Below are 19776 nucleotides of genomic sequence, written 5' to 3'. Positions count from 1 at the left end.
CTCAGAGATCCCAGTTGCCGATATCGGCGGCATTCTCGCTGCCGCCTTCCTTGCCGTCCGCGCCCAGCGAGTAGAGGTCGAAGGGCCCCTGGCTACCCGGCGCCAGGTACTGGTAGGGATTGCCCCAGGGGTCGACCGGCAGGCGCTTGAGGTAGCCGTCCTTGTTCCAGTTCTTCGCCGCCGGCATGCCGGAGGGTTTTTTCACCAGCGCCTCAAGGCCCTGCTGGGTACTCGGGTAGACATGGTTGTCCAGGCGGTACATGTCCAGCGCCGCGGCAATCGCCTTGATGTCACCCTGCGCCACGGTGACCTTGGCCTGGTCCGGGCGGCTCATCACCTGCGGCACCACCAGGGCGGCGAGGATGCCGAGGATCACCACCACCACCATGATTTCAATCAGGGTGAAGCCTTGCTGTCGTTGTTGCATGGTTTATCCCACCAGTTGGTTGAGCGAAAGAATGGGTAAGAGAATGGCCAGCACGATGAGCAGCACCACGCCGCCCATGAACACCAGCATGAAGGGCTCGAACAGGCCGACCAGCAGAGCCACCTGGGCCGCCAGGTCGTTCTCCTGGTTGCGTGCGGTGCGCGCCAGCATCTGCTCCAGCTCCCCGGATTTTTCGCCGCTGGCAATCATGTGCAGCATCATCGGCGGAAACTCCTCGCTGGCCTGCAGGGCGCGAGTCAGGCTGCTGCCTTCACGGACCTGCTGCGCGGCGAGCATCACCTTATGGCGAATATGCAGGTTGCCAATCACCGCGGCGGCAATTGCCAGGGCTTCGACCAGCGGTACGCCACTGCGGCAGAGGATCGCCAGGGTCGAGGCGAAACGCGCCGTCTGGGTTGCACGCAGCAGCCGACCGAACAGCGGCAGGCGCAGTTGCAGGGCATGCCAGCGCTGGCGCCGCGCGGGCGGACGCAGCCACAGGCGCAGCAGCACCAGGCCTCCCGCCAGCAACAGGAGGATCAACCAGCCCCAGTGCTTGACCAGGGCGCTGACGGCGATCAGACCACGGGTCAGCGTCGGCAGGCTCTGCCCGGTATTGACGAACACCTTGACCACATCCGGCACCACGTAGCCCAACAGGAAGCCGACGATGGTCAGCGAGGCAATCATCAGAATCAGTGGGTAGAGCAGCGCCAGCTGGATTTTCTGCCGCGACTGCTGGCGCTGCTCGGTGTAGTCGGCCAGCTGTTCGAGCACCAGACCGAGATGCCCGGCATGCTCACCCGCCGCCACGGTGGCGCGATACAGCTCGGGGAAGGCTGCCGGGAACGCCGCCAGCGACTGGGCCAGGCTCTGCCCTTCGAGCACGCCACTGCGCACCGCCAGCAGCATACCCTTGACCCGCGCCGAAGCAGCCTGCGCGGCGGCAGCACGCAAGGCCTCCTCGATCGGCAGGGCGGCCTGGATCAGCGTCGCCAGCTGGCGGGTCAGCAAGGCCAGCTCGGCGGCCGACAAGCCGCGGCTCAGGCGCAGGCCGTGACGCGGCTGCTCGTCCTCGCGGGCCCGCGCCGCGTTGACCTGCAGCGGCGACAGCTGTCGCTCGCGCAGCAGGGCACGCGCCTGGCGGGGGCTGTCGGCTTCCAGCAAGCCCTTGTGCTGACGACCCTGGGCATCCAGCGCCAGGTAGGCATAGGCGGCCATGGCTCAGGCCTCGCCCTTGCGGGACGGCGATAGGGGGCGGTGGCTCATGCGTCCTCGCGGGTGACTCGTAGTACTTCTTCCAGGGTGGTCACGCCTTCCAGCACCTTGCGCATGCCGTCATCACGGATGCTCGGGCCCAGCTGGCGTGCGTGACGCAACATGTCCTGCTCGCTGGCGGCATTGTGGATCAGCGTGCGCAGCGTCTCGTCGAATACCACCAGCTCGTAGATGCCGGTACGTCCGCGATAGCCGAGCTGTCGGCAGGCTTCACAACCGGTGGCATGGTAGAGCGTCGGCGCTTGCGCGGCGTCGACACCGAGCAGCGCGCACTCGGCGGCATCGGCCTGGTACGCCTGCTTGCAGCTCGGGCAGAGCACACGCACCAGGCGCTGGGCGAGTACGCCCAGCAGCGAGGATGAAAGCAGAAACGGCTCGATGCCCATATCCACCAAACGGGTGACCGCACCAATCGCACTGTTGGTGTGCAGGGTCGACAGCACTAGGTGGCCGGTCAGCGAGGCCTGCACGGCAATCTCGGCGGTTTCACGGTCGCGGATCTCGCCGACCATCACCACGTCCGGGTCCTGGCGCAGGATGGCGCGCAGGCCGCGGGCAAAGGTCATGTCGACCTTGGTATTGACCTGGGTCTGGCCAATGCCTTCGAGGTTGTACTCGATGGGGTCTTCCACCGTGAGGATGTTGCGCGTGCCGGTGTTGAGGGTCACCAGGCTGGCGTACAGGGTAGTGGTCTTGCCCGAGCCGGTGGGGCCGGTGACTAGCAGGATGCCATGCGGCTTGTTGAGGTTGCCTTCCAGCAACTGGCGATCGCGCGGGTTCATGCCCAAGTGCTGCAGGGTCAGACGGCCGGCCTGCTTGTCGAGCAGGCGCAGCACCACCCGTTCGCCGTTGGCCGAAGGCAGCGTGGAAACCCGCACATCCACCTCACGGCCGCCCACCTTGAGGGAAATGCGCCCATCCTGCGGCACGCGCTTCTCGGCAATATCCAGGCGCGCCATCACCTTGATCCGCGACACCAGCAGGGTAGCCAGCTCACGGCGGGGCCGGGCCATCTCGCGCAGCAGGCCATCAATGCGGAAACGGATCAGCAGGCGGGTCTCGAAGGTTTCGATATGGATGTCCGAGGCGTTCTCGCGCACTGCCTCGGTCAGAATCGCGTTGATCAGGCGAATGATCGGCGCATCGTCTTCCTGCTCGAGCAGGTCTTCGGTACGGTCGACCTGCTCGGCCAGACTGGCCAGGTCCATGTCCGCCCCCAGGCCTTCAGCCATTTCGCGCACCTGCGCGGAGTCACGCTGGTAGGCCTGACTCAACGCCTGTTCGAATTCGCCGCCACTCAGCCAGCGCCAGGGCAGGCGCAGGCCTAGGGCGCGCTGGGCTTCCTGCACGGCGAACAGGCTGGCGTCATCACGCAGCTGCAGGCAGGCATCATGGCCTTCACCCTGCAGCAACACGCCATGCCGCTTGGCAAACACGAAGGGCAACTGGGGCACGGTCGGGCTCTGCATATTGTTGTTATGCCTTGTATGCGGATGCTGGAAAACGCGCTGACGCTCGCAGCGCTACAGCGGCTGCCACAGGGCACCGCGCTGCCGGGAGCGTGGCGAGGATACTACGCGGGCAGACCGGGATGGGAACAGTCTGGCGGGCGGCAGGATGCCTGAAAACCGTCGTCAAACCGATGGCACAGCGTACTTTTCTCTGCCGTTCTGTGACAGTTCGCGCAATTGCATCGAGCAAAGCTGATCAGGCTCACAGCTTTTTCTTATGCTCCGCCGCCGTCACGCCAACGGGCTCAGGCATGAGCATCGTTTCCGCCCACGCATGGATGCCCGCACGCTGCCCGAGCCCATTCATGCCGTTCCCCCCGCTCAACCTTTCTGCGCTGCCCGGCGCACTGGCCGCCCTGCTGTTACTGGGCATGGCGTGCAGCCTGGCGCTGCAGGCCGCCGACTGGCGTAGCCGGCTGGAGATGCCCAGTGCCGCGCCTGAACGCCCGCACCAGGCGACTGCGCAGCCCGCTATCGAGCCGCTGCTCGAGCTGTTCGGCACGCCGCTACGCAAGGCTCCAGCCTACGCGCCGGCGCACCTGGACTGGCAGTTGCAGGCCAGCTTCACACAGAGCGACAGTCGCCAGTCTCGTGCGCTGATCCGCATGGCCGGGCAAACCCGCCGCGTTGCCGAAGGTGACGCGCTGGACCACGGTCTGCACGTCCGCCTGATTGCCCCACGGCATGTCGAACTGGCAGGCCACGGCCGGGTGATCCAGCTGGCACTGCAGCCAACCCGCCTTGACGGGGTGCAGCCATGAAGTACTGGCTACTGGGACTACTGCTGCTCGCCCCGCTGAGCGGGCATAGCGCGGCAGCGACCGCGGATGAACAGGGACGCTGGACCATCAACATGCGCGATGTGGACATTCGCGACTTCACCGAGCAGGTCGCCAGCATCAGCGGACAAACCCTGGTGCTTGATCCTCGGGTCAAGGGCAAGGTTTCCGTGGTGTCACAAACCCCGCTGCGCCTCAGCGAGGTCTACCAGCTGTTTCTCTCGGTGCTCAGCACCCATGGCTATGCCGTGGTCAATCAGGATGGCCAGGCACGCATCATCCCCGACAGCGAGGCGCGCACCTAGGCCAGTGCAGCCCAACAGGACGCAGACAGCCTGGAGACCCGCCTGCTGCAGGTACAGCACGCGTCGGTCAGCGAACTGCTGCCGCTGATTCGCCCCCTGGTACCGCAGCAGGGCCACCTGGCGGCGATTCCCTCGAGCAATGCGCTGATCGTCAGCGACCGCCGCGCCAACATCGAGCGCTTGCTGGCGCTGATCAATCAAGTCGACCGCGCCAGCAGCGATGACAGCAGCTTCTATGACCTGCGCCATGCCTGGGCCAAGGACGTCGCCGGGGTGTTGCTGGAAAGCCTGCAGCGCCAGCCTGGCAGTGAAACCGGCAGCCTGCAGGTGATTGCCGACACCCGCAGCAATCGCCTGCTGCTGCTCGGCCCGCCGGAAGCGCGTCAGCGCCTGCTCAAGCTCGCCCAGCAGCTTGATGTAGCACCGCTGCAGGCGGCCAACACGCGGGTTATCCGCCTGCGCCATGGCGATGCCAAGCAACTGGCGGAAACCCTCGGCGAGCTGGCCGAACCCCTGCGCCAGGAGGCTGCTGACGGCAGTCGCCGTGCACCGCTGATGATCCGCGCCGACCAGGGCCTCAATGCGCTGATCCTGATGGCCGAGCCGGACATCGTCGCGCAACTGGAAAGCATCGTGCGCCAGCTCGATGTGCCACGTGCCCAGGTGCTGGTCGAGGCAGCCATCGTCGAGATGTCTGGCGACGTCAGCCAGGCGCTCGGCGTGCAATGGGCCGTCGCCGATCGCTCCGGGAACAGCGCACTGGGCGGTAGCAACTTCAGCAACAGCGGCTTGTCGGTAGGCACCCTGCTCGGCGCACTGGAGCGCGAGCAACCGATCAACCTGCCGGATGGCGCCATCGTTGGCATCGGCAGCAACAACTTCGGCGCGCTGATCACCGCGCTGTCGGCCAACGGCAACAGCAACCTGCTGTCCACCCCCAGCCTGCTGACCCTGGACAACCAGCCCGCGGAAATCCTCGTCGGGCAGAACGTACCGTTCCAGACCGGCTCGTACACCACCGACGCGGCAGGTGCCAACAACCCCTTCACCACTATCGAGCGCAAGGATGTCGGCGTCACCTTGAAGGTGACCCCGCATATCAACGAAGGCGGCACCCTGCGTCTGGTCATTGAGCAGGAAATTTCCTCGCTGGCCCCCAGCGCCGGCGTAGCGGCCCAGGCGGTCGACCTGGTGACCAACAAGCGCCTGATCAAGAGCACGGTACTGGCCGATCATGGCCAGGTGATCGTACTCGGCGGACTGATTCAAGACGACGTCACCCGCAGCGTCAGCAAGGTGCCACTGCTCGGCGACCTGCCACTGCTCGGTGGGTTGTTCCGCTCCAGCCGCGACCTGCAGGTCAAGCGCAACCTCATGGTGTTCCTGCGCCCCAGCGTGGTACGTGATGGCGCGGGCCTGGCCGCATTGAGCCGGGACAAGTACCGCGACATCCAGCTGTACACCCAGCAGCAGGACAGCCAGCGCCCCCTGCCGGCGCAACTTGGCCAGTTGTTCGAACGCGACACGGACAGCTCCCCGGCAGTCGACCTGCGCCGCTCCGACGACGCCCCGGCCAACCCGCCACAGCCTTTTGCCGCTCCGCCGTCAACGCCGCTGCAGCCCGCCCAGGTGCAGGACCCGGGGCACGGCCAGGGCGGTGACGAGGCCCCGGCGCAAACGCAGCGCCGCCACAGCATCCTGCTTGTGGAAGGGCGCGGCGAGGCGTTCATGCGCGCCATGCTGAGCCGTCACCCCAAGGAGCCCTTGCGCCTACAGCGCCTGCAGCGCGACGGCCAGGACTGGTTCCAGCTGTTCTACGGCAACTACCCCAGTGCCGAGTTAGCCCGCCTGGCCCAGCAAAACCTGCCGGCCAGCCTGCCGGCACAACGCAGCCGGCTCTGGCCGCTGTAACCACCTGCACATTACTAAGGAAAACAACAGATGTGGCGTCAAGCTCTGCTGCTCATAGGCCTGCTTAACCTGGCCGGCTGTCTGGATCTCGGTGGTGGCGGCGGGGGTAGCGACGCGCCTCCGCGAAACCCGCCGGTCAGCGAGCCGCAACCACCGCTGCCTCCGCCACAACCGCCCGAGCCGCCGCTCACCCCGGAACCCCCGCCCACTCCCGAGCCGCCGCTGACTCCGCCAAGCGAGCCGGAAGCCGAGCCCGAGCAGCCAACCCCGCCGGTCGAGCCACCCAGCGTCCCGCCGCCGGCAGACGGTTTTCCCGAGCCGCAAGCCGCGGTGATCGATGAAATCAACGCGCTGGGCTTCTACGACCAGACCGCCGATGGCCAGGAGCGCCCGCTGCGTAACGACCTGGACGGCAACCTGCCGGCCATGCTGCAGTTCGTACAGAGCCATTCGCTAGACCCGCAGGGTAACGAAGCACGCAAGATGCCGCGCCTGACCAGCGAGCGCGAAGCCCTGCTGCTGGTCACCCCGGACAACGCTCTGCAACCCGCGCCGCGCCAGCTACAGGTACAGGTGCTGGTCGACGGCCAGGCCAAAGGCGAGCTGACGCTCAACCCGCCGGAGCAGTTGCCCTGGGCCGACCGCAGCGGTACTGACAATCGGCCCGATGTGGTCTATTCACGACGCGCCTGGTCGGTGCTGCTGCCCTGGGACTGGGTGGTGCCCGGCATGACCCTGCAACTGCGCGATGACCAGGGCCGGCGTGGGGCAAGGGGGGCCGAGGCCTTTGATTTCGCAGCGCCCGCACAACTGGTAGTGCAGGCCATTCGCCTGGGCATGCTGACCCCTCCGCTGGCGGAAAACGGCCACTGGTTTCTCAACCAGCCGGCCAAGGCCGCCACCGACTATTTCCAGACCGTGCCGATTGCCCGCCTGATTGCCAGCCAGTATGAGGACGTCCAGCTGTCACGCGTGATGGTCGCCAGTGGTGTCATCTACGACACGACAAGCGCCGGAACCGGCGATGTGTACAGCGGCGACATGCGTGAAAACACCGCCAAGTCGACCTTCAGCACCGGCATCAACCTGGCTAACCTCGGCGTGACCAGCGCCGGCATGGCCAGCCAGGAAAACCCGCACCTGACCCAGGCGGCGGTGATACACCACGCCCGTGGCGTCTACAGCAACGGCGTGGTCAGTCATGGCCTGAGCGGCGGTAACGGCATCCTCACGCTGTATAGCTCGGTGGGTAACGAGTTCAGCCACGAGATCGGCCACCACTATGGCCTGGGCCATTACCCCGGCCAGCAGGGCGATAATTACTTCTGGGCCGGCCACCATCACGACAGTGGCTGGGGCTATATCGGCCATCGCAAACGCATGCGTGCGAACCTGCACTGGACGCGCGCCAAGAACGCTGGTCTGGCCGGAATGCCGGTCTATGCCGATGCCTACAGCTTCGGCAGCGATGCCATGTCGGGCGGGCACTATGCCAGCAGCCTGTCGAGCTACACCCACTACACCGGCTACAGCACCCAACTCAAAATCCAGCCGAGCCTGAACAAGGCGGTAGCCTCTGCCGACTCGCCAACCGGCTATCGCAAGTGGGACGAGACCACCCGGCGCATGGAAGTCTTCGACGCCCGCGTGCCCAACTCAACACGCATCTGGTACAACCGTGCCGATGGCAAGTACCTGGCCCCACGCCGCCAGGGCGTTGCCGTATTCACCCTGCTTGGCGGCTACGACCCGGTTGCCAATAGCGCGGTGCTCTATCCACCACTGCGCGGCAACTGGGGCCATGTGTTCGACCTGCCCGGCGTAGCCGCCCATGCCAGCGGCAAACAGTGCTGGCTGGAGGTTGGTTTTGCCGGTGGGCGCAGCCAGCAGATCGCCGTGGCACCACTACGTCTGGGCAGCAACGCCAACAAGCTGCACATCAACCTGGCTCAGGACGAGCACCCCCTGCGCGCCACGCTGCACTGTCAGGACAATCCCGCCAGCCCAGCCCAGCAACTGGCCGAAGTGGACTTTCCGCAAGGCTTGCCGGCCATGCCGGCACCAATCATCGTTGGCCAGGAACAGGGCTACAGCGCTCTGCGTCGGGAAGAGCTGCCCCGTCTGCAGGCCGCCCTGGAAGCGCTGGCCAAGCAGAGCGCGCCCAACCTGCATGGTGAGGCCCGCCTGCTCTATGACAGCTATGTGGAGCACCGCCAGGAGTTGTCTGTACTGGCCCAGCAGGTTGTCCAGCGCATCGAGACACAGCGCCAGCATGCCCTGCGCCTGAATCGCTGGCTGGATGCCTACGGCGCCCGCCTGGCCGACAGCCCGGCCGCACGCGAAGCCCTGGAAGCGTTGCTGCAGCGCCTGCAACTGGCCAGCACCCCGCTACTGCCCGCCGCACAAAGTTTCACCCTGGGCAGCGGCCACTGTGTGCAGGTCGAGCAGGTCGATGGTCAATGGCGGCCCTATGTCGCGGACAAGGCCCAATGCACGGGGTCGCGTGCCGAGCTCTGGCTGACCGATGCCAGTGGTCGCCTGCGCAGTGCGCTGCGTCCGGAACTGTGCCTGACCGCCAGCAACGACATCAGTCTGAGCACCTGCAACAGCCTGCAGGACAGCCAGTCCTGGGACTTCTCCGCACTACCCCAGCTGAAATATGCCGGTCGCTGCGCCGATCTTTCCGGCGGTTTCCTCAGCAACGGGCGCGGCAAACTGATCATGTACGGCTGCACCGGTGGGGCCAACCAGAAATGGTACGGCCTGTCGCTCAACGACAACCCGCTACTGCCGCTGGTCGCCAATCGACATGCCGCCCTGCTGCTCGACTACAGCGCCAGCCGGGGCGCCACGCCCTGAGCATGCCAGGTAGCGCCTGGCGCATCCGGCTGGCCGTGCTGACCCTACTCGCGGCTTCACCGGCCGCCGCCGTGCTGCTTCCCGTGGAGCTGCTGCGACCGGCGCAGCTCCACATACCGGCCGCCGCCACGCTGCACCTGCCAGCCGGCGTGCGCCTGCAAGGTCTGTTCAGTCGCGGCCGGGGCCGCGGCAGCGCCCTCTTGCAGTTGGCCGATGGCCGCACCCTGCTGGTCAGCCAAGGCCAGGCCCTGGGCGACGGACTGTGGGTAGAGGCCGTACTGACTGATCGCTTGGTGTTGCGGCGCGGCCAGCAACAGGCCGTACTGCGCCTGCAGGACAGCTCCAGGCATAGCGCGACCACTCCGCATAGCCAGCCCCTCGCGGCTGGCAGCGGGCGACCTACGCTACACCCCAGCTGCCAGCGCTTCGTCGCCAGCGGAGTACCCCTGGAAGAATTGCTCACCCTCGGCGAGTGCCCAGACTAGTCACGCCTGCGCCCAGCCGACCTGATGAACGGTTATTCAGTTTAAACATGTCTCAGACGCTCGATTGAAACACTTGTTTGAACGAAAGCCGCGCCAGCTCTGGCGCTCAGCGCCCTGTGCAAAATCTTGGTCGCAGAGTGACTGGTAGTTAACGATTCGTCGGACTACAGAATTTCTTGATGCCCATCAAGCCTCTGTGCAAAATGCCGCGCCCGTCACGATGCACAGCCTGTATCGCGCGGTTGTTGCTGCTGATCAGCTACCCGGCCCGCCAACGTAGTAGGTCGGTTCATCAAAGAGATCACACGCAGGAGACTTGAAGTGCACATCGGTGTTCCTCTCGAAACCCACGCTGGTGAAACGCGCGTCGCTGCGACGCCGGAAACCATCAAGAAGCTGATCGGCCAGGGCCATCAGGTGACCGTGCAGGCTGGCGCCGGTGTCAGTGCCAGCATCCCGGACAGTGCCTATACCGCCGTGGGTGCCACCATTGGCAATGATGCCGCCGCCTTGGGTGCCGACCTGGTACTGAAAGTGGTTGCCCCGACCGAAGCCGAACTGGCCCACATGAAGTCCGGCGCGGTGCTGGTCGGCATGCTCAACCCGTTCTGCAACGAGACCATCGCGCGCATGAATGCCCGCGGCATCACTGCCTTCGCCCTGGAGGCCGCACCGCGTACCTCCCGCGCGCAGAGTCTGGATGTGCTCTCCTCGCAAGCCAACATCGCCGGCTACAAGGCGGTGATGCTCGCCGCCAATCACTACCCGCGCTTCATGCCGATGCTGATGACCGCCGCCGGTACCGTGAAGGCGGCCCGCGTGCTGATCCTCGGTGCCGGCGTCGCCGGTCTGCAGGCCATCGCCACCGCCAAGCGTCTGGGTGCGGTGATCGAAGCCTCCGACGTGCGTCCGGCGGTGAAGGAGCAGATCGAATCGCTCGGCGCCAAGTTCGTCGACGTGCCGTTCGAGACTGATGAAGAGCGTGAGTGCGCCCAGGGCGTGGGCGGTTATGCCCGTCCGATGCCGCAGTCGTGGATGGAGCGTCAGGCCAAGGCCGTGCACGAGCGTGCTAAGCAGGCCGACATCGTCATCACCACCGCACTGATCCCCGGCCGCAAGGCGCCGACCCTGCTGCATGAAGCGACCGTCGCCGAAATGAAGCCGGGCTCGGTGGTCATCGACCTGGCCGCTGCCCAGGGGGGCAACTGCCCGTTGACCGAAGCCGACCAGGTGGTGGTCAAGCACGGCGTCACCCTCGTCGGCCACACCAACCTGGCCGCGCTGGTGCCGGCGGATGCCTCCGCCCTGTACGCCCGCAACCTGCTGGACTTCCTCAAGCTCGTCATCGACAAGGAAGGCCAGTTCCACCTCAACCTCGAAGACGACATCGTCAAAGCCTGCCTGATGTGCGAAGGCGGCAATGTCGTTCGCACTAACGGCTAAGAGGAGTTAGCGACATGGAACTGATCTCCCCGAGCATCTACAACCTGATCATCTTCGTGCTGGCCATCTACGTGGGCTACCACGTGGTGTGGAACGTCACCCCGGCCCTGCACACCCCGCTGATGGCGGTGACCAACGCGATTTCCGCGATTGTCATCGTCGGCGCCATGCTGGCCGCCGCACTGACCGTAACCCCGCTGGGCAAGGTCATGGGCACCGCAGCCGTGGCCCTGGCCGCGGTCAACGTGTTCGGCGGCTTCCTGGTCACCCGGCGCATGCTGGAAATGTTCAAGAAGAAGGCACCCAAGGCCAAGGCGGAGGGCAAGTAAGATGAGCATGAACCTGATTACCCTGCTGTACCTGGTTGCGTCTGTCTGCTTCATCCAGGCCCTGAAAGGCCTCTCCCACCCGACCACCTCGCGCCAGGGCAATGCCTTCGGCATGGCCGGCATGGCCATCGCCGTAGTCACGACGATTTTCCTGGTGTTCAAGCTGGGCGCGGAAATGGCCGAGGGCGGCGCAGCCGCGGGCCTCGGTTACGTGCTGGTGGGCCTGCTGATCGGTGGCACTGCCGGTACCATCATGGCCAAGCGCGTCGAGATGACCAAGATGCCGGAACTGGTCGCCTTCATGCACAGCATGATCGGCCTGGCCGCGGTATTCATCGCCATCGCTGCCGTGGTTGAACCACAGTCGCTGGGTATCGTTGCGCACCTGGGCGATGCGATTCCGGCCGGTAACCGTCTGGAACTGTTCCTCGGTGCTGCCATCGGTGCCATCACCTTCTCCGGTTCGGTGATCGCCTTCGGCAAGCTGTCGGGCAAGTACAAGTTCCGTCTGTTCCAGGGCGCCCCGGTGGTGTTCAAGGGCCAGCACATGGTCAACCTGGCCTTCGGCCTGACCATCCTGGCCCTGGGCCTGTACTTCACCTTCACTGGCAACATCACTGCCTTCGCCATCCTGGTGGCCCTGGCCTTCGTGATCGGCGTGCTGATCATCATCCCGATCGGCGGTGCCGACATGCCGGTGGTGGTGTCGATGCTCAACAGTTACTCGGGCTGGGCAGCCGCCGGTATCGGCTTCTCGCTGAACAACTCGATGCTGATCGTCGCCGGTTCGCTGGTGGGCTCCTCGGGCGCCATCCTCTCGTACATCATGTGCAAGGCGATGAACCGCTCGTTCTTCAACGTCATCCTCGGTGGCTTCGGTGCCGATGCTGACGCAGGCAGCGCCGCTGGCGCACAACAGGAACGCAACGTGAAGTCGGGCTCCTCCGACGACGCCGCCTTCCTGCTGACCAACGCCGACACCGTGGTCATCGTCCCTGGCTACGGCCTGGCGGTAGCCCGTGCCCAGCACGCGCTGATGGAACTGGCCGAGAAGCTGACCCACCGCGGCGTGACCGTGAAGTACGCGATCCACCCGGTAGCCGGCCGTATGCCGGGGCACATGAACGTCCTGCTGGCCGAGGCCGAAGTGCCCTACGAGCAGGTGTTCGAGATGGAGGACATCAACTCCGAGTTCGGCCAGACCGACGTGGTGCTGGTGCTCGGCGCCAACGACGTGGTCAACCCGGCGGCGAAGAACGATCCGAAGTCGCCGATCGCCGGCATGCCGATCCTCGAGGCCTACAAAGCCAAGACCATCATCGTCAACAAGCGCTCCATGGCCAGCGGCTACGCCGGCCTGGACAACGAACTGTTCTACATGGACAAGACCATGATGGTGTTCGGCGACGCGAAGAAGGTCATCGAAGACATGGTCAAGGCGGTCGAGTAACACGCCTGACCGACAAAAAACCCGGCCTGGCGCCGGGTTTTTTGTGTCCGCAATACGCGTTAAAACTCACTCGCGGATACGGTAGATATCACGCTCGGCCACTTCGGCGTAAGCCCACAGACGCTTGAAGTAGGCCATTTGCGCAGCCCAGACCTTGGCCGCCTGCGGATCCGCGGCAGCACTCGCCTCGACCACCTCGGCAGCCGCCTGGCGCAGGCTGGCCAGCACTTCGTCAGGCAGGCGACGAACCTCCACACCCTCGCCGCGCAGGGTTTCCAGGGCTTCCATGTTCTTCGCGTTGTAGTCGTCGAGCATATCGCCGTTCACCTCGCGGGCTGCCGCACGCACGATGGCCTGCAGATCCGCCGGCAAGGTTTCCCAGGCCTTGAGGTTGATGTCCAGCTCGAAGGTCACGTTGGGCTCCTGCCAGCCCGGGGTGTAGTAGTACCTGGCCGCCTTGTGCAAGCCCAACGCCAGGTCGTTGTACGGACCGATCCATTCGGCAGCATCGATGGCTCCGGTCTGCAGTGCGGTGAAAATTTCTCCGGCCGGCAGGTTGACCACCGTGCCGCCCAGCTTGCTGAGCACTTCGCCACCCAGGCCGGGCGTGCGCATCTTCAGGCCCTGGAGGTCTTCGACCCGCGTGATCTCCTTGTTGAACCAGCCAAAGGTCTGCACGCCGGTGGAGCCGCACAACAGCGGCAGCACGCCGAAGGGCTGGTAGGTTTCCTCCCATAGCTGCATGCCGCCGCCCTTGAACAGCCAGGCGTTCATCTCGGCCGCATTCGGGCCGAACGGCAGGGCGCAGAAGAACTGTGCGGCAGGGACCTTGCCTTTCCAGTAGTAGGGTGCGCCGTGGCCCATTTCCACCGTACCACGCGAAACCGCATCGAAGACCTCCAGCGCTGGCACCAGCTCACCGGCGGCATACACCTTGATCTTCAGCCGCCCACCGCTCATTTCCTCGACCACGCGGGCAAAGCGTTCGGCACCCACACCCACGCCGGGAAAGTTCTTCGGCCAGGAGGTCACCATCTTCCAGTTGAACTGTTGCTGCGCGCTGGCCACGCAGTCGCTGCTCGCTTGTGGCTTGCAGCCACTCAAGGCACCGGCAGCCAGGGTTGCGCCTGCCGCAGCGACCAATGTACGTCGTTTCATATGAGGCTCCTTGTTATTGTTGGTGAGCACAACATTGCACGGCTAGTTGATACGCTTTCCGCCGCAGGGGGACAAGCCCTGCGATTGCCCAATACGCCACTGGCCTGCGAGAATCCTGCGCCATGCCAGCACAACAATAAGGACCGCCGATGTCCAGCCTCGCCCCGCCCCTGCTCACGCTGATGCGCCTGATAAACCGTGGCAATGCCCACCTTGGTCAGGCCTGTGCCTGGCTGACACTGTTCCTGGTTCTGGCCACCACGCTGATCGTGGTGTTGCGTTATGGCTTCGGTATTGGCGCCACCGCCCTGCAGGAGACCGTGATGTATGCCCACGCGCTGATTTTCATGGGCGCTGCAGCCTGGGCGCTGCAACGCGGCGAACATGTGCGCGTGGACATTTTCTACCAGCAGTTTTCCGCACGCCGCAAAGCGCTGGTCGAGATACTCGGCAACCTGCTGTTTCTCCTTCCCTTTTGTCTGTTTCTCGGCTGGAACAGCTGGGACTACGTGACAGCCTCCTGGTCGACGCTGGAAAAATCCAATGAAGCCAGCGGCCTGCCGCTGGTCTACCTGCAAAAAAGCATCATCCTGCTGCTGGTGGCCAGCCTCACCTTGCAGAGCCTGGCCGAGCTGATCCGCTTTGGCCTGACCCTGGGCGGCCAACTGCCGCACGATGAGGTGCAACATGGCTGAGCTGATGGCCGTCCTGCTGTTTCTGAGTATCTGCCTGGCACTGATGGGCGGTTTCCCCGTGGCCTTCACCCTGGGCGGTATGTCCCTGCTGTTTGCCGGCCTCGGCGTGCTGACCGGCACCTTCGATGGTGGCTACCTGTCGGCATTACCCAATCGCCTGTTCGGCATCATGAACAACCAGACGCTGCTGGCTGTGCCGCTGTTCGTATTCATGGGCGTGATGCTGGAAAAGAGCCGGGTTGCCGAAGACCTGCTGGAGTCCATGTCACGCCTGTTCGGCGGCCTGCGCGGTGGCCTGGCCATCTCGGTGTGCGTAGTCGGTGCCCTGCTGGCAGCCAGCACCGGGATTGTCGGGGCTACGGTAGTGACCATGGGCCTGCTTGCCCTGCCCACCATGCTGCGACGCGGCTATGACCCGGCGATTGCCACCGGCACCCTGGCGGCAACCGGCACGCTGGGGCAGATCATTCCACCGTCGATCATCCTCGTGCTGCTGGGCGACGTGATGTCCAGCGCCTACCAGCAGGCCCAGCTGAAACTGGGCATCTTCTCGCCCAAAACCGTGTCGGTGGGCGATCTGTTCGTCGGCGCATTGCTACCCGGCCTGCTGCTCGTCGCGTTGTACATTCTCTATCTGATCGGCGTGGCCCTGCTGCAACCGAAGAAACTGCCGGCCCTGCCACAAGCCGAGCTAGGCGCCATCGAATGGGGACGCCTGGCGCGTGCCCTGTTGCCACCGCTGCTGTTGATTGCCGCCGTGCTGGGCTCGATTCTCGCGGGCTACGCCACCCCTACCGAAGCGGCCGCGGTGGGTGCGCTGGGCGCCCTGCTGCTGGCGCTGGGCAAGGGCCAGCTAAACCTGACACGCCTGCGTGAAGTGGCCAATAGCACCACGGCGATCAGCGCCATGGTGTTCATGATTCTCATCGGCGCCTCGCTGTTTTCCCTGGTATTTCGTGGCTTTGGCGGCGAAGCGCTGATCGAGGACGTCTTCGCACAGCTACCCGGCGGCGTACTGGGCGCGTTCTTCGTCGTGATGCTGGTGATCTTCCTGCTCGGCTTCATCCTCGACTTCATTGAGATTACCTTCGTGGTCGTGCCGATCGTCGGCCCGGTGCTGCTGGCCATGGGCCTGGACCCGGTGTGGCTGGGGGTGATGATCGCCCTCAACCTGCAGACCTCGTTCCTGACGCCGCCCTTCGGCTTCTCGCTGTTCTACCTGAGAGGTGTAACACCGCGCAGTGTGCCAACCCGCGTGATGTACAAGGGGGTGCTGCCGTTCATCATCATCCAGCTGTTGATGCTGGTGATTGCCTATCAGTGGCCCGCACTGATTACCTGGCTCCCGGCCCAGTTGTATGGCTGAGTCAGGCACCAGCAGGCGCTAGAGATCGTCTTCTTCAACCAGGCGCAGCTGGCTGGCCTGCAGACTGTAGGCCGCGTCGGCCAGGGCGTTGCTGGATGACTCGATGCGCAGCCGGCCCTCGACCCACAGCGGCTGGTAGATATCCTCGATAGCCAGGCCAGGCGCGTAGTGCACCAGTACGATCTGATTCGGTGGCGGCGGCGGGACGTGGATGCAGGCTCCGGGATAAGGCACCAGGAACAGCTCGACAACGCGCCCTGCAGCATCATGCTGCAGCGGCACCGGATAACCGCCCAGGCGGATCTGCCGACCATCCAGCGCGGCTACAGTGCGCGTCGAATACATCACCTCGGGCAGGCCGGGTTGCTGCCGCAGGCCATCCACCTCGCCGAAACGACCCTCTGTCTCCGCGCCCCAGTGCTCGATGTCCGGCATCTGCTCAAGGGCCTGGAGATCCTCCGGCGGCAACAAGTCCAGCCAGTCGGTTTCCGCCAGCTCGGCGTGCGCCGGTAACGCCCCATAGAGCAATACCAACAACAAGGCGGCAAGCATTCGGCTACGCATCAACACCTCGCAGCGGCGCAATACGCCGGCATGGATCAGCCTTTGATCAGCGCCTCGACCTCGGCAATACGCGCCTTGAGCGTTGCCATGTCCTTGCAGCGCAGGGTGGCATGACCAACCTTGCGCCCGACCTTGAAGGCCTTGCCGTAGTGGTGCAGGTGGCAATCGGCAATCGCCGTCACCTTCTCCACCGCCGGCACTTCGCCGAGGAAGTTGAGCATGGCGCTTTCACCGACCTTGGCGGTCGAGCCCAGCGGCAGACCGGCAACGGCGCGCAGGTGGTTCTCGAACTGGCTGCACTCGGCGCCTTCGATGGTCCAGTGCCCGGAGTTATGCACGCGCGGGGCGATCTCGTTGGCCTTCAGGCCGCCGTCGACTTCGAAGAACTCGAAGGCCAGCACGCCAACGTAATCCAGCTGTTTGAGCACGCGGCCGACATAGTCCTCGGCCAGCGCCTGCAGCGGGTGCTCGGTGCTGGCGATGGACAGCGCCAGCACACCGCTGTCGTGGCGGTTGTGCACCAGCGGGTAGAAACGGGTTTCACCATCGCGGGCACGCACGGCCACCAGCGACACTTCGCCGGTGAACGGCACGAAGCCTTCGAGGATGCACGGCACGCTGCCCAGTTCGGCAAAGGCGCCCACCACGTCTTCAGCCTTGCGCAGCACCTTCTGACCCTTGCCGTCGTAACCCAGGGTACGGGTCTTCATCACGGCCGGCAGGCCGATGGCGGCGACAGCGGCGTCGAGATCAGCCTGCGACTGGATGTCGGCAAAGTCCGGGGTGGGGATGCCGAGGTCCTTGAACATCGACTTCTCGAACCAGCGGTCACGGGCGATGCGCAGCGCTTCTGCGCTCGGATAGACCGGGACGAACTGGGAGAGGAAGGCCACGGTCTCGGCCGGCACGCTTTCGAACTCGAAGGTCACCAGATCGACATCATCGGCCAGGCGGCGCAGGTGCTCGTGGTCGTTGTAGTCACCGCGCAGGTGCTCGCCCAACGCCTGAGAACAGGCATCCGGCGCCGGGTCGAGGAAGGCGAAACTCATGCCCAGCGGGGTACCCGCCAGAGCCAGCATGCGGCCCAGCTGGCCGCCACCAATGACACCGATCTTCATAGTTCAGGCCCCTGTCAGGAACGCGGATCCGGGTTTTCCAGCACCGTTTCGGTCTGCTCGGTGCGGAACTGCTTGAGCGCGGCGTGGAACTGCGGGTGCTGATGGCCGAGGATGCTGGCGGCCAGCAGCGCGGCGTTGACCGCACCGGCCTTGCCGATGGCCAGGGTGGCGACCGGGATGCCGGCCGGCATCTGCACGATGGACAGCAGCGAATCGACACCCGAGAGCACGGCCGACTGTACCGGCACGCCGAGTACCGGCAGGTGGGTCTTGGCCGCGCACATGCCCGGCAGGTGGGCGGCACCGCCGGCACCGGCGATGATCACCTGGATACCACGGGCTTCGGCCTGTTCGGCGTACTGGAAGAGCAGGTCCGGAGTACGGTGGGCGGAAACCACCTTGACCTCATTGGGAATGCCCAGCTTGTCGAGCATTTCGACGGTGTGGCAGAGGGTGCTCCAGTCGGATTTGGAACCCATGATCACGCCAACCAGTGCGCTCATCGTCTTGCCTCATGTGCGGGCGCCTCACGGCGCGACAAAAACCAACAAGCCACGCAGAAGGCGTGGCTTGGCATGTCAGTCCCAACCACAGCTCCAGGCCCGGTGGGCCACGCAGTATACCGCAAAGCGTGCCGTGAAACGCAGCGCCCAGACCGACGAGCGGCAGGTAGGCAGCCCACCCGACCACATGGCAATTACGCCAGCAGTTGACCAACCAGTCATCTTCCTCCCTTTGTTCGACAGCCTCATGCGTGGCATCATGCCGCGCCCCAACCCGTCTAGCGCGCTGTTTTGCGCCTTGTTGGCGGCCCGAATCGGGGTGTTGTAGGGCCGTCCGAACTGGAGTTGTGAACCCATGAAGAAAGTCGTCAACAGCCTCCTCGCCGTGGCCGTGGCTAGTGCATCCGGCTCACTGCTGGCTGCCGGTTTTGCCCTCAACGAACAGAGTGTCAGCGCCATGGGCACGTCCTTTGCCGGTCGTTCCTCCTCGGCCAACGACGCCACCACGGTGTATGGCAACCCGGCCGGTATGGCCCTGCTCAAAGGCGAGCAAGCCAGCGTGGGCGCGGCAGTGATCCTGGCCAAGACCCGCATTGACGACACCAGTGCCACCGCACCCATGGGCGGTGCACTGGCGGGTAGCAATGATGGCGATATGGTGCCCTTCACCGGCGTGCCCATGGGTTTCTACGTCAATCCGCTGAACGAGCAATGGACCTTCGGCCTGGGCTTCTATGTGCCCTACGGCATGATCACCGAGTACGAAAAAGGCTTCCAGGGCCGCTTCTTCGGCGACTACAGCGAGGTCAACGTGGTGACCCTGCAGCCGACCCTCAGCTACCGGGTCAATGACTACCTGTCGCTGGGTTTCGGGCCGACCTTCAACCGGGTCGAAGGCCGTCTGGAAACCGCCGCACTGGTCGATAACGGGCGCATCGTTATCGAGGGTGACGACACTGCCGTGGGCTTCAATGCCGGCCTGCTGCTGGAGCTGAGCGAGCGCACCCGCCTGGGCGTGACCTATCACTCGATGGTCGACTATCGCCTGGAAGGCAAGACCAGTGTTTCAGGCATCCCCGCCCCGGTGAATGGCGACTACCAGACCACTCTGGACCTGCGCACGCCAGAAATGATCGACAGCTCGATCACTCACCAGCTGAACGACCGCTGGACCGTATATGCCGGTGCCGCCTGGACGCGCTGGAGCCGCCTGCAAACCATCAAGCCGGTCAGCGCCTTCCCTGTGGCTCTGGAAGAAAAGCAGCACTGGAACAACAGCTGGTCCTACGCCACCGGTGTCAGCTATGCACTGAGCAAGGAGCTGACCCTGCGTAGTGGCATTGCCTTCGACCAAAGCCCGACCAACAACCACGAACGCTCGCCGCGTATTCCCAGTGGCGACCGGGTAGCCATCAGCTTCGGCCTCGGCTGGACGCTCAGCGAGCAGATGAGCCTGGACCTGGCCTACTCCTACCTGCGTGAAGAAGATACCGACATCCACTTGGAAAAACCGCGCAAGGGCAGCTACAGCGCCGTCTACAAGAACAGCGCTCACGGCCTGGGCGCTCAGTTGAACTACTTCTTCTAAGGTACCG

At 64.8% G+C, this 19776-nt stretch carries 16 protein-coding genes and 1 pseudogene; 10 read left to right on the top strand and 7 right to left on the bottom strand.

The features are described 5' to 3' along the window. Position 1: 1 nt before the first annotated feature. Genes gspG through gspE form a run of 3 tightly spaced genes read right to left on the bottom strand, consistent with a single transcriptional unit; the run spans position 2 to position 3174 of the window. Positions 2-427, bottom strand: a complete 426-nt coding sequence (gspG, locus tag CFY91_RS09740) for a type II secretion system major pseudopilin GspG (protein WP_093986157.1) — start codon at positions 425-427, stop codon at positions 2-4. Between the two features lie 3 nt (positions 428-430). Continuing rightward, positions 431-1648, bottom strand: coding sequence for a type II secretion system inner membrane protein GspF (gene gspF, locus CFY91_RS09735; protein ID WP_093986156.1), 1218 nt, complete (start codon positions 1646-1648; stop codon positions 431-433). 44 nt (positions 1649-1692) lie between these two features. Next, positions 1693-3174 carry a type II secretion system ATPase GspE gene (gene gspE, locus CFY91_RS09730; protein WP_093986155.1) on the bottom strand — a complete coding sequence of 494 codons (1482 nt, stop codon included), beginning with the start codon at positions 3172-3174 and terminating at the stop codon, positions 1693-1695. A 347-nt stretch (positions 3175-3521) separates the two neighbouring features. Here gspE and CFY91_RS09725 point away from each other — a divergent pair, with 347 nt between their 5' ends. The 7 genes and pseudogenes from CFY91_RS09725 (at position 3522) to CFY91_RS09695 (ending at position 12777) form a co-directional block, all read left to right on the top strand. Then, entirely contained in the window at positions 3522-3977 is a 456-nt protein-coding gene (locus CFY91_RS09725; protein WP_093986154.1) for a type II secretion system protein N, read from the top strand. Next, a pseudogene (gene gspD / locus CFY91_RS09720) lies at positions 3974-6211 on the top strand (type II secretion system secretin GspD). The gene CFY91_RS09725 and the pseudogene gspD overlap by 4 nt, the downstream one beginning before the upstream one ends. Before the next feature lie 30 nt (positions 6212-6241). Then, complete coding sequence (locus tag CFY91_RS09715) at positions 6242-9070, top strand: M66 family metalloprotease (protein ID WP_093986153.1); 2829 nt, start codon at positions 6242-6244, stop codon at positions 9068-9070. Between the two features lie 2 nt (positions 9071-9072). Then, positions 9073-9555 (top strand): hypothetical protein, encoded by a 483-nt coding sequence (locus CFY91_RS09710; protein ID WP_093986152.1) that lies wholly within the window; start codon positions 9073-9075, stop codon positions 9553-9555. 321 nt (positions 9556-9876) lie between these two features. Then, the gene (locus CFY91_RS09705) at positions 9877-10998 is read left to right on the top strand and encodes a Re/Si-specific NAD(P)(+) transhydrogenase subunit alpha (RefSeq protein ID WP_093986151.1); all 1122 of its coding nucleotides are present in this window, start codon (positions 9877-9879) and stop codon (positions 10996-10998) included. Between the two features lie 14 nt (positions 10999-11012). Beyond that, positions 11013-11327: an NAD(P) transhydrogenase subunit alpha part 2 gene (locus CFY91_RS09700; protein ID WP_093986150.1), complete on the top strand. Its 315-nt coding sequence runs from the start codon at positions 11013-11015 to the stop codon at positions 11325-11327. 1 nt (position 11328) lies between these two features. After that, positions 11329-12777 (top strand): NAD(P)(+) transhydrogenase (Re/Si-specific) subunit beta, encoded by a 1449-nt coding sequence (locus CFY91_RS09695; RefSeq protein ID WP_093986149.1) that lies wholly within the window; start codon positions 11329-11331, stop codon positions 12775-12777. Between the two features lie 66 nt (positions 12778-12843). On the opposite strand, the gene CFY91_RS09690 is transcribed toward CFY91_RS09695, so the two are convergent. Further along, a complete protein-coding gene (locus CFY91_RS09690; protein WP_093986148.1) occupies positions 12844-13935 on the bottom strand; it encodes a TRAP transporter substrate-binding protein in 1092 nt (363 codons plus the stop codon). A gap of 149 nt (positions 13936-14084) precedes the next feature. Here CFY91_RS09690 and CFY91_RS09685 point away from each other — a divergent pair, with 149 nt between their 5' ends. Together CFY91_RS09685 and CFY91_RS09680 are read left to right on the top strand one after the other, a co-directional pair. Beyond that, complete coding sequence (locus tag CFY91_RS09685) at positions 14085-14630, top strand: TRAP transporter small permease subunit (RefSeq protein WP_093986147.1); 546 nt, start codon at positions 14085-14087, stop codon at positions 14628-14630. Then, the gene (locus CFY91_RS09680) at positions 14623-15996 is read left to right on the top strand and encodes a TRAP transporter large permease (RefSeq protein ID WP_093986146.1); all 1374 of its coding nucleotides are present in this window, start codon (positions 14623-14625) and stop codon (positions 15994-15996) included. Before CFY91_RS09685 ends, CFY91_RS09680 begins: the two co-directional genes overlap by 8 nt. An 18-nt stretch (positions 15997-16014) precedes the next feature. Here CFY91_RS09680 and CFY91_RS09675 read toward each other — a convergent pair whose 3' ends face one another. Genes CFY91_RS09675 through purE form a run of 3 tightly spaced genes read right to left on the bottom strand, consistent with a single transcriptional unit; the run spans position 16015 to position 18181 of the window. After that, positions 16015-16560, bottom strand: a complete 546-nt coding sequence (locus CFY91_RS09675) for a DUF3299 domain-containing protein (protein WP_093986171.1) — start codon at positions 16558-16560, stop codon at positions 16015-16017. Between the two features lie 35 nt (positions 16561-16595). Then, entirely contained in the window at positions 16596-17678 is a 1083-nt protein-coding gene (locus CFY91_RS09670; RefSeq protein WP_093986145.1) for a 5-(carboxyamino)imidazole ribonucleotide synthase, read from the bottom strand. 14 nt (positions 17679-17692) lie between these two features. Then, positions 17693-18181 carry a 5-(carboxyamino)imidazole ribonucleotide mutase gene (gene purE / locus CFY91_RS09665; RefSeq protein ID WP_093986144.1) on the bottom strand — a complete coding sequence of 163 codons (489 nt, stop codon included), beginning with the start codon at positions 18179-18181 and terminating at the stop codon, positions 17693-17695. A gap of 355 nt (positions 18182-18536) precedes the next feature. Between purE and CFY91_RS09655 the strand changes: the two genes are divergently transcribed. After that, positions 18537-19769, top strand: a complete 1233-nt coding sequence (locus CFY91_RS09655) for an OmpP1/FadL family transporter (protein ID WP_093986142.1) — start codon at positions 18537-18539, stop codon at positions 19767-19769. The last annotated feature ends 7 nt before the right edge of the window (positions 19770-19776 follow it).

The organism is Pseudomonas fluvialis (genome assembly GCF_002234375.1).
Taxonomy (GTDB): Bacteria; Pseudomonadota; Gammaproteobacteria; order Pseudomonadales; family Pseudomonadaceae; genus Aquipseudomonas; species Aquipseudomonas fluvialis.
The sequence above is the reverse complement of the archived record's forward strand: the minus strand, read 5'-3'. Positions and strand labels throughout refer to the sequence as shown.

Bases quoted from the DNA above. Each gene is read 5' to 3' on its own strand.
- CFY91_RS09715 (WP_093986153.1), top strand. From the start codon at position 6,242: ATGTGGCGTCAAGCTCTGCTGCTCATAGGCCTGCTTAACCTGGCCGGC.
- CFY91_RS09675 (WP_093986171.1), bottom strand. From the start codon at position 16,560: ATGCGTAGCCGAATGCTTGCCGCCTTGTTGTTGGTATTGCTCTATGGG.
- CFY91_RS09685 (WP_093986147.1), top strand. From the start codon at position 14,085: ATGTCCAGCCTCGCCCCGCCCCTGCTCACGCTGATGCGCCTGATAAAC.
- CFY91_RS09690 (WP_093986148.1), bottom strand. From the start codon at position 13,935: ATGAAACGACGTACATTGGTCGCTGCGGCAGGCGCAACCCTGGCTGCC.
- CFY91_RS09655 (WP_093986142.1), top strand. From the start codon at position 18,537: ATGAAGAAAGTCGTCAACAGCCTCCTCGCCGTGGCCGTGGCTAGTGCA.
- CFY91_RS09695 (WP_093986149.1), top strand. From the start codon at position 11,329: ATGAGCATGAACCTGATTACCCTGCTGTACCTGGTTGCGTCTGTCTGC.
- gspE (WP_093986155.1), bottom strand. From the start codon at position 3,174: ATGCAGAGCCCGACCGTGCCCCAGTTGCCCTTCGTGTTTGCCAAGCGG.
- gspG (WP_093986157.1), bottom strand. From the start codon at position 427: ATGCAACAACGACAGCAAGGCTTCACCCTGATTGAAATCATGGTGGTG.
- CFY91_RS09700 (WP_093986150.1), top strand. From the start codon at position 11,013: ATGGAACTGATCTCCCCGAGCATCTACAACCTGATCATCTTCGTGCTG.
- CFY91_RS09710 (WP_093986152.1), top strand. From the start codon at position 9,073: ATGCCAGGTAGCGCCTGGCGCATCCGGCTGGCCGTGCTGACCCTACTC.
- purE (WP_093986144.1), bottom strand. From the start codon at position 18,181: ATGAGCGCACTGGTTGGCGTGATCATGGGTTCCAAATCCGACTGGAGC.
- gspF (WP_093986156.1), bottom strand. From the start codon at position 1,648: ATGGCCGCCTATGCCTACCTGGCGCTGGATGCCCAGGGTCGTCAGCAC.
- CFY91_RS09725 (WP_093986154.1), top strand. From the start codon at position 3,522: ATGCCGTTCCCCCCGCTCAACCTTTCTGCGCTGCCCGGCGCACTGGCC.
- CFY91_RS09670 (WP_093986145.1), bottom strand. From the start codon at position 17,678: ATGAAGATCGGTGTCATTGGTGGCGGCCAGCTGGGCCGCATGCTGGCT.
- CFY91_RS09680 (WP_093986146.1), top strand. From the start codon at position 14,623: ATGGCTGAGCTGATGGCCGTCCTGCTGTTTCTGAGTATCTGCCTGGCA.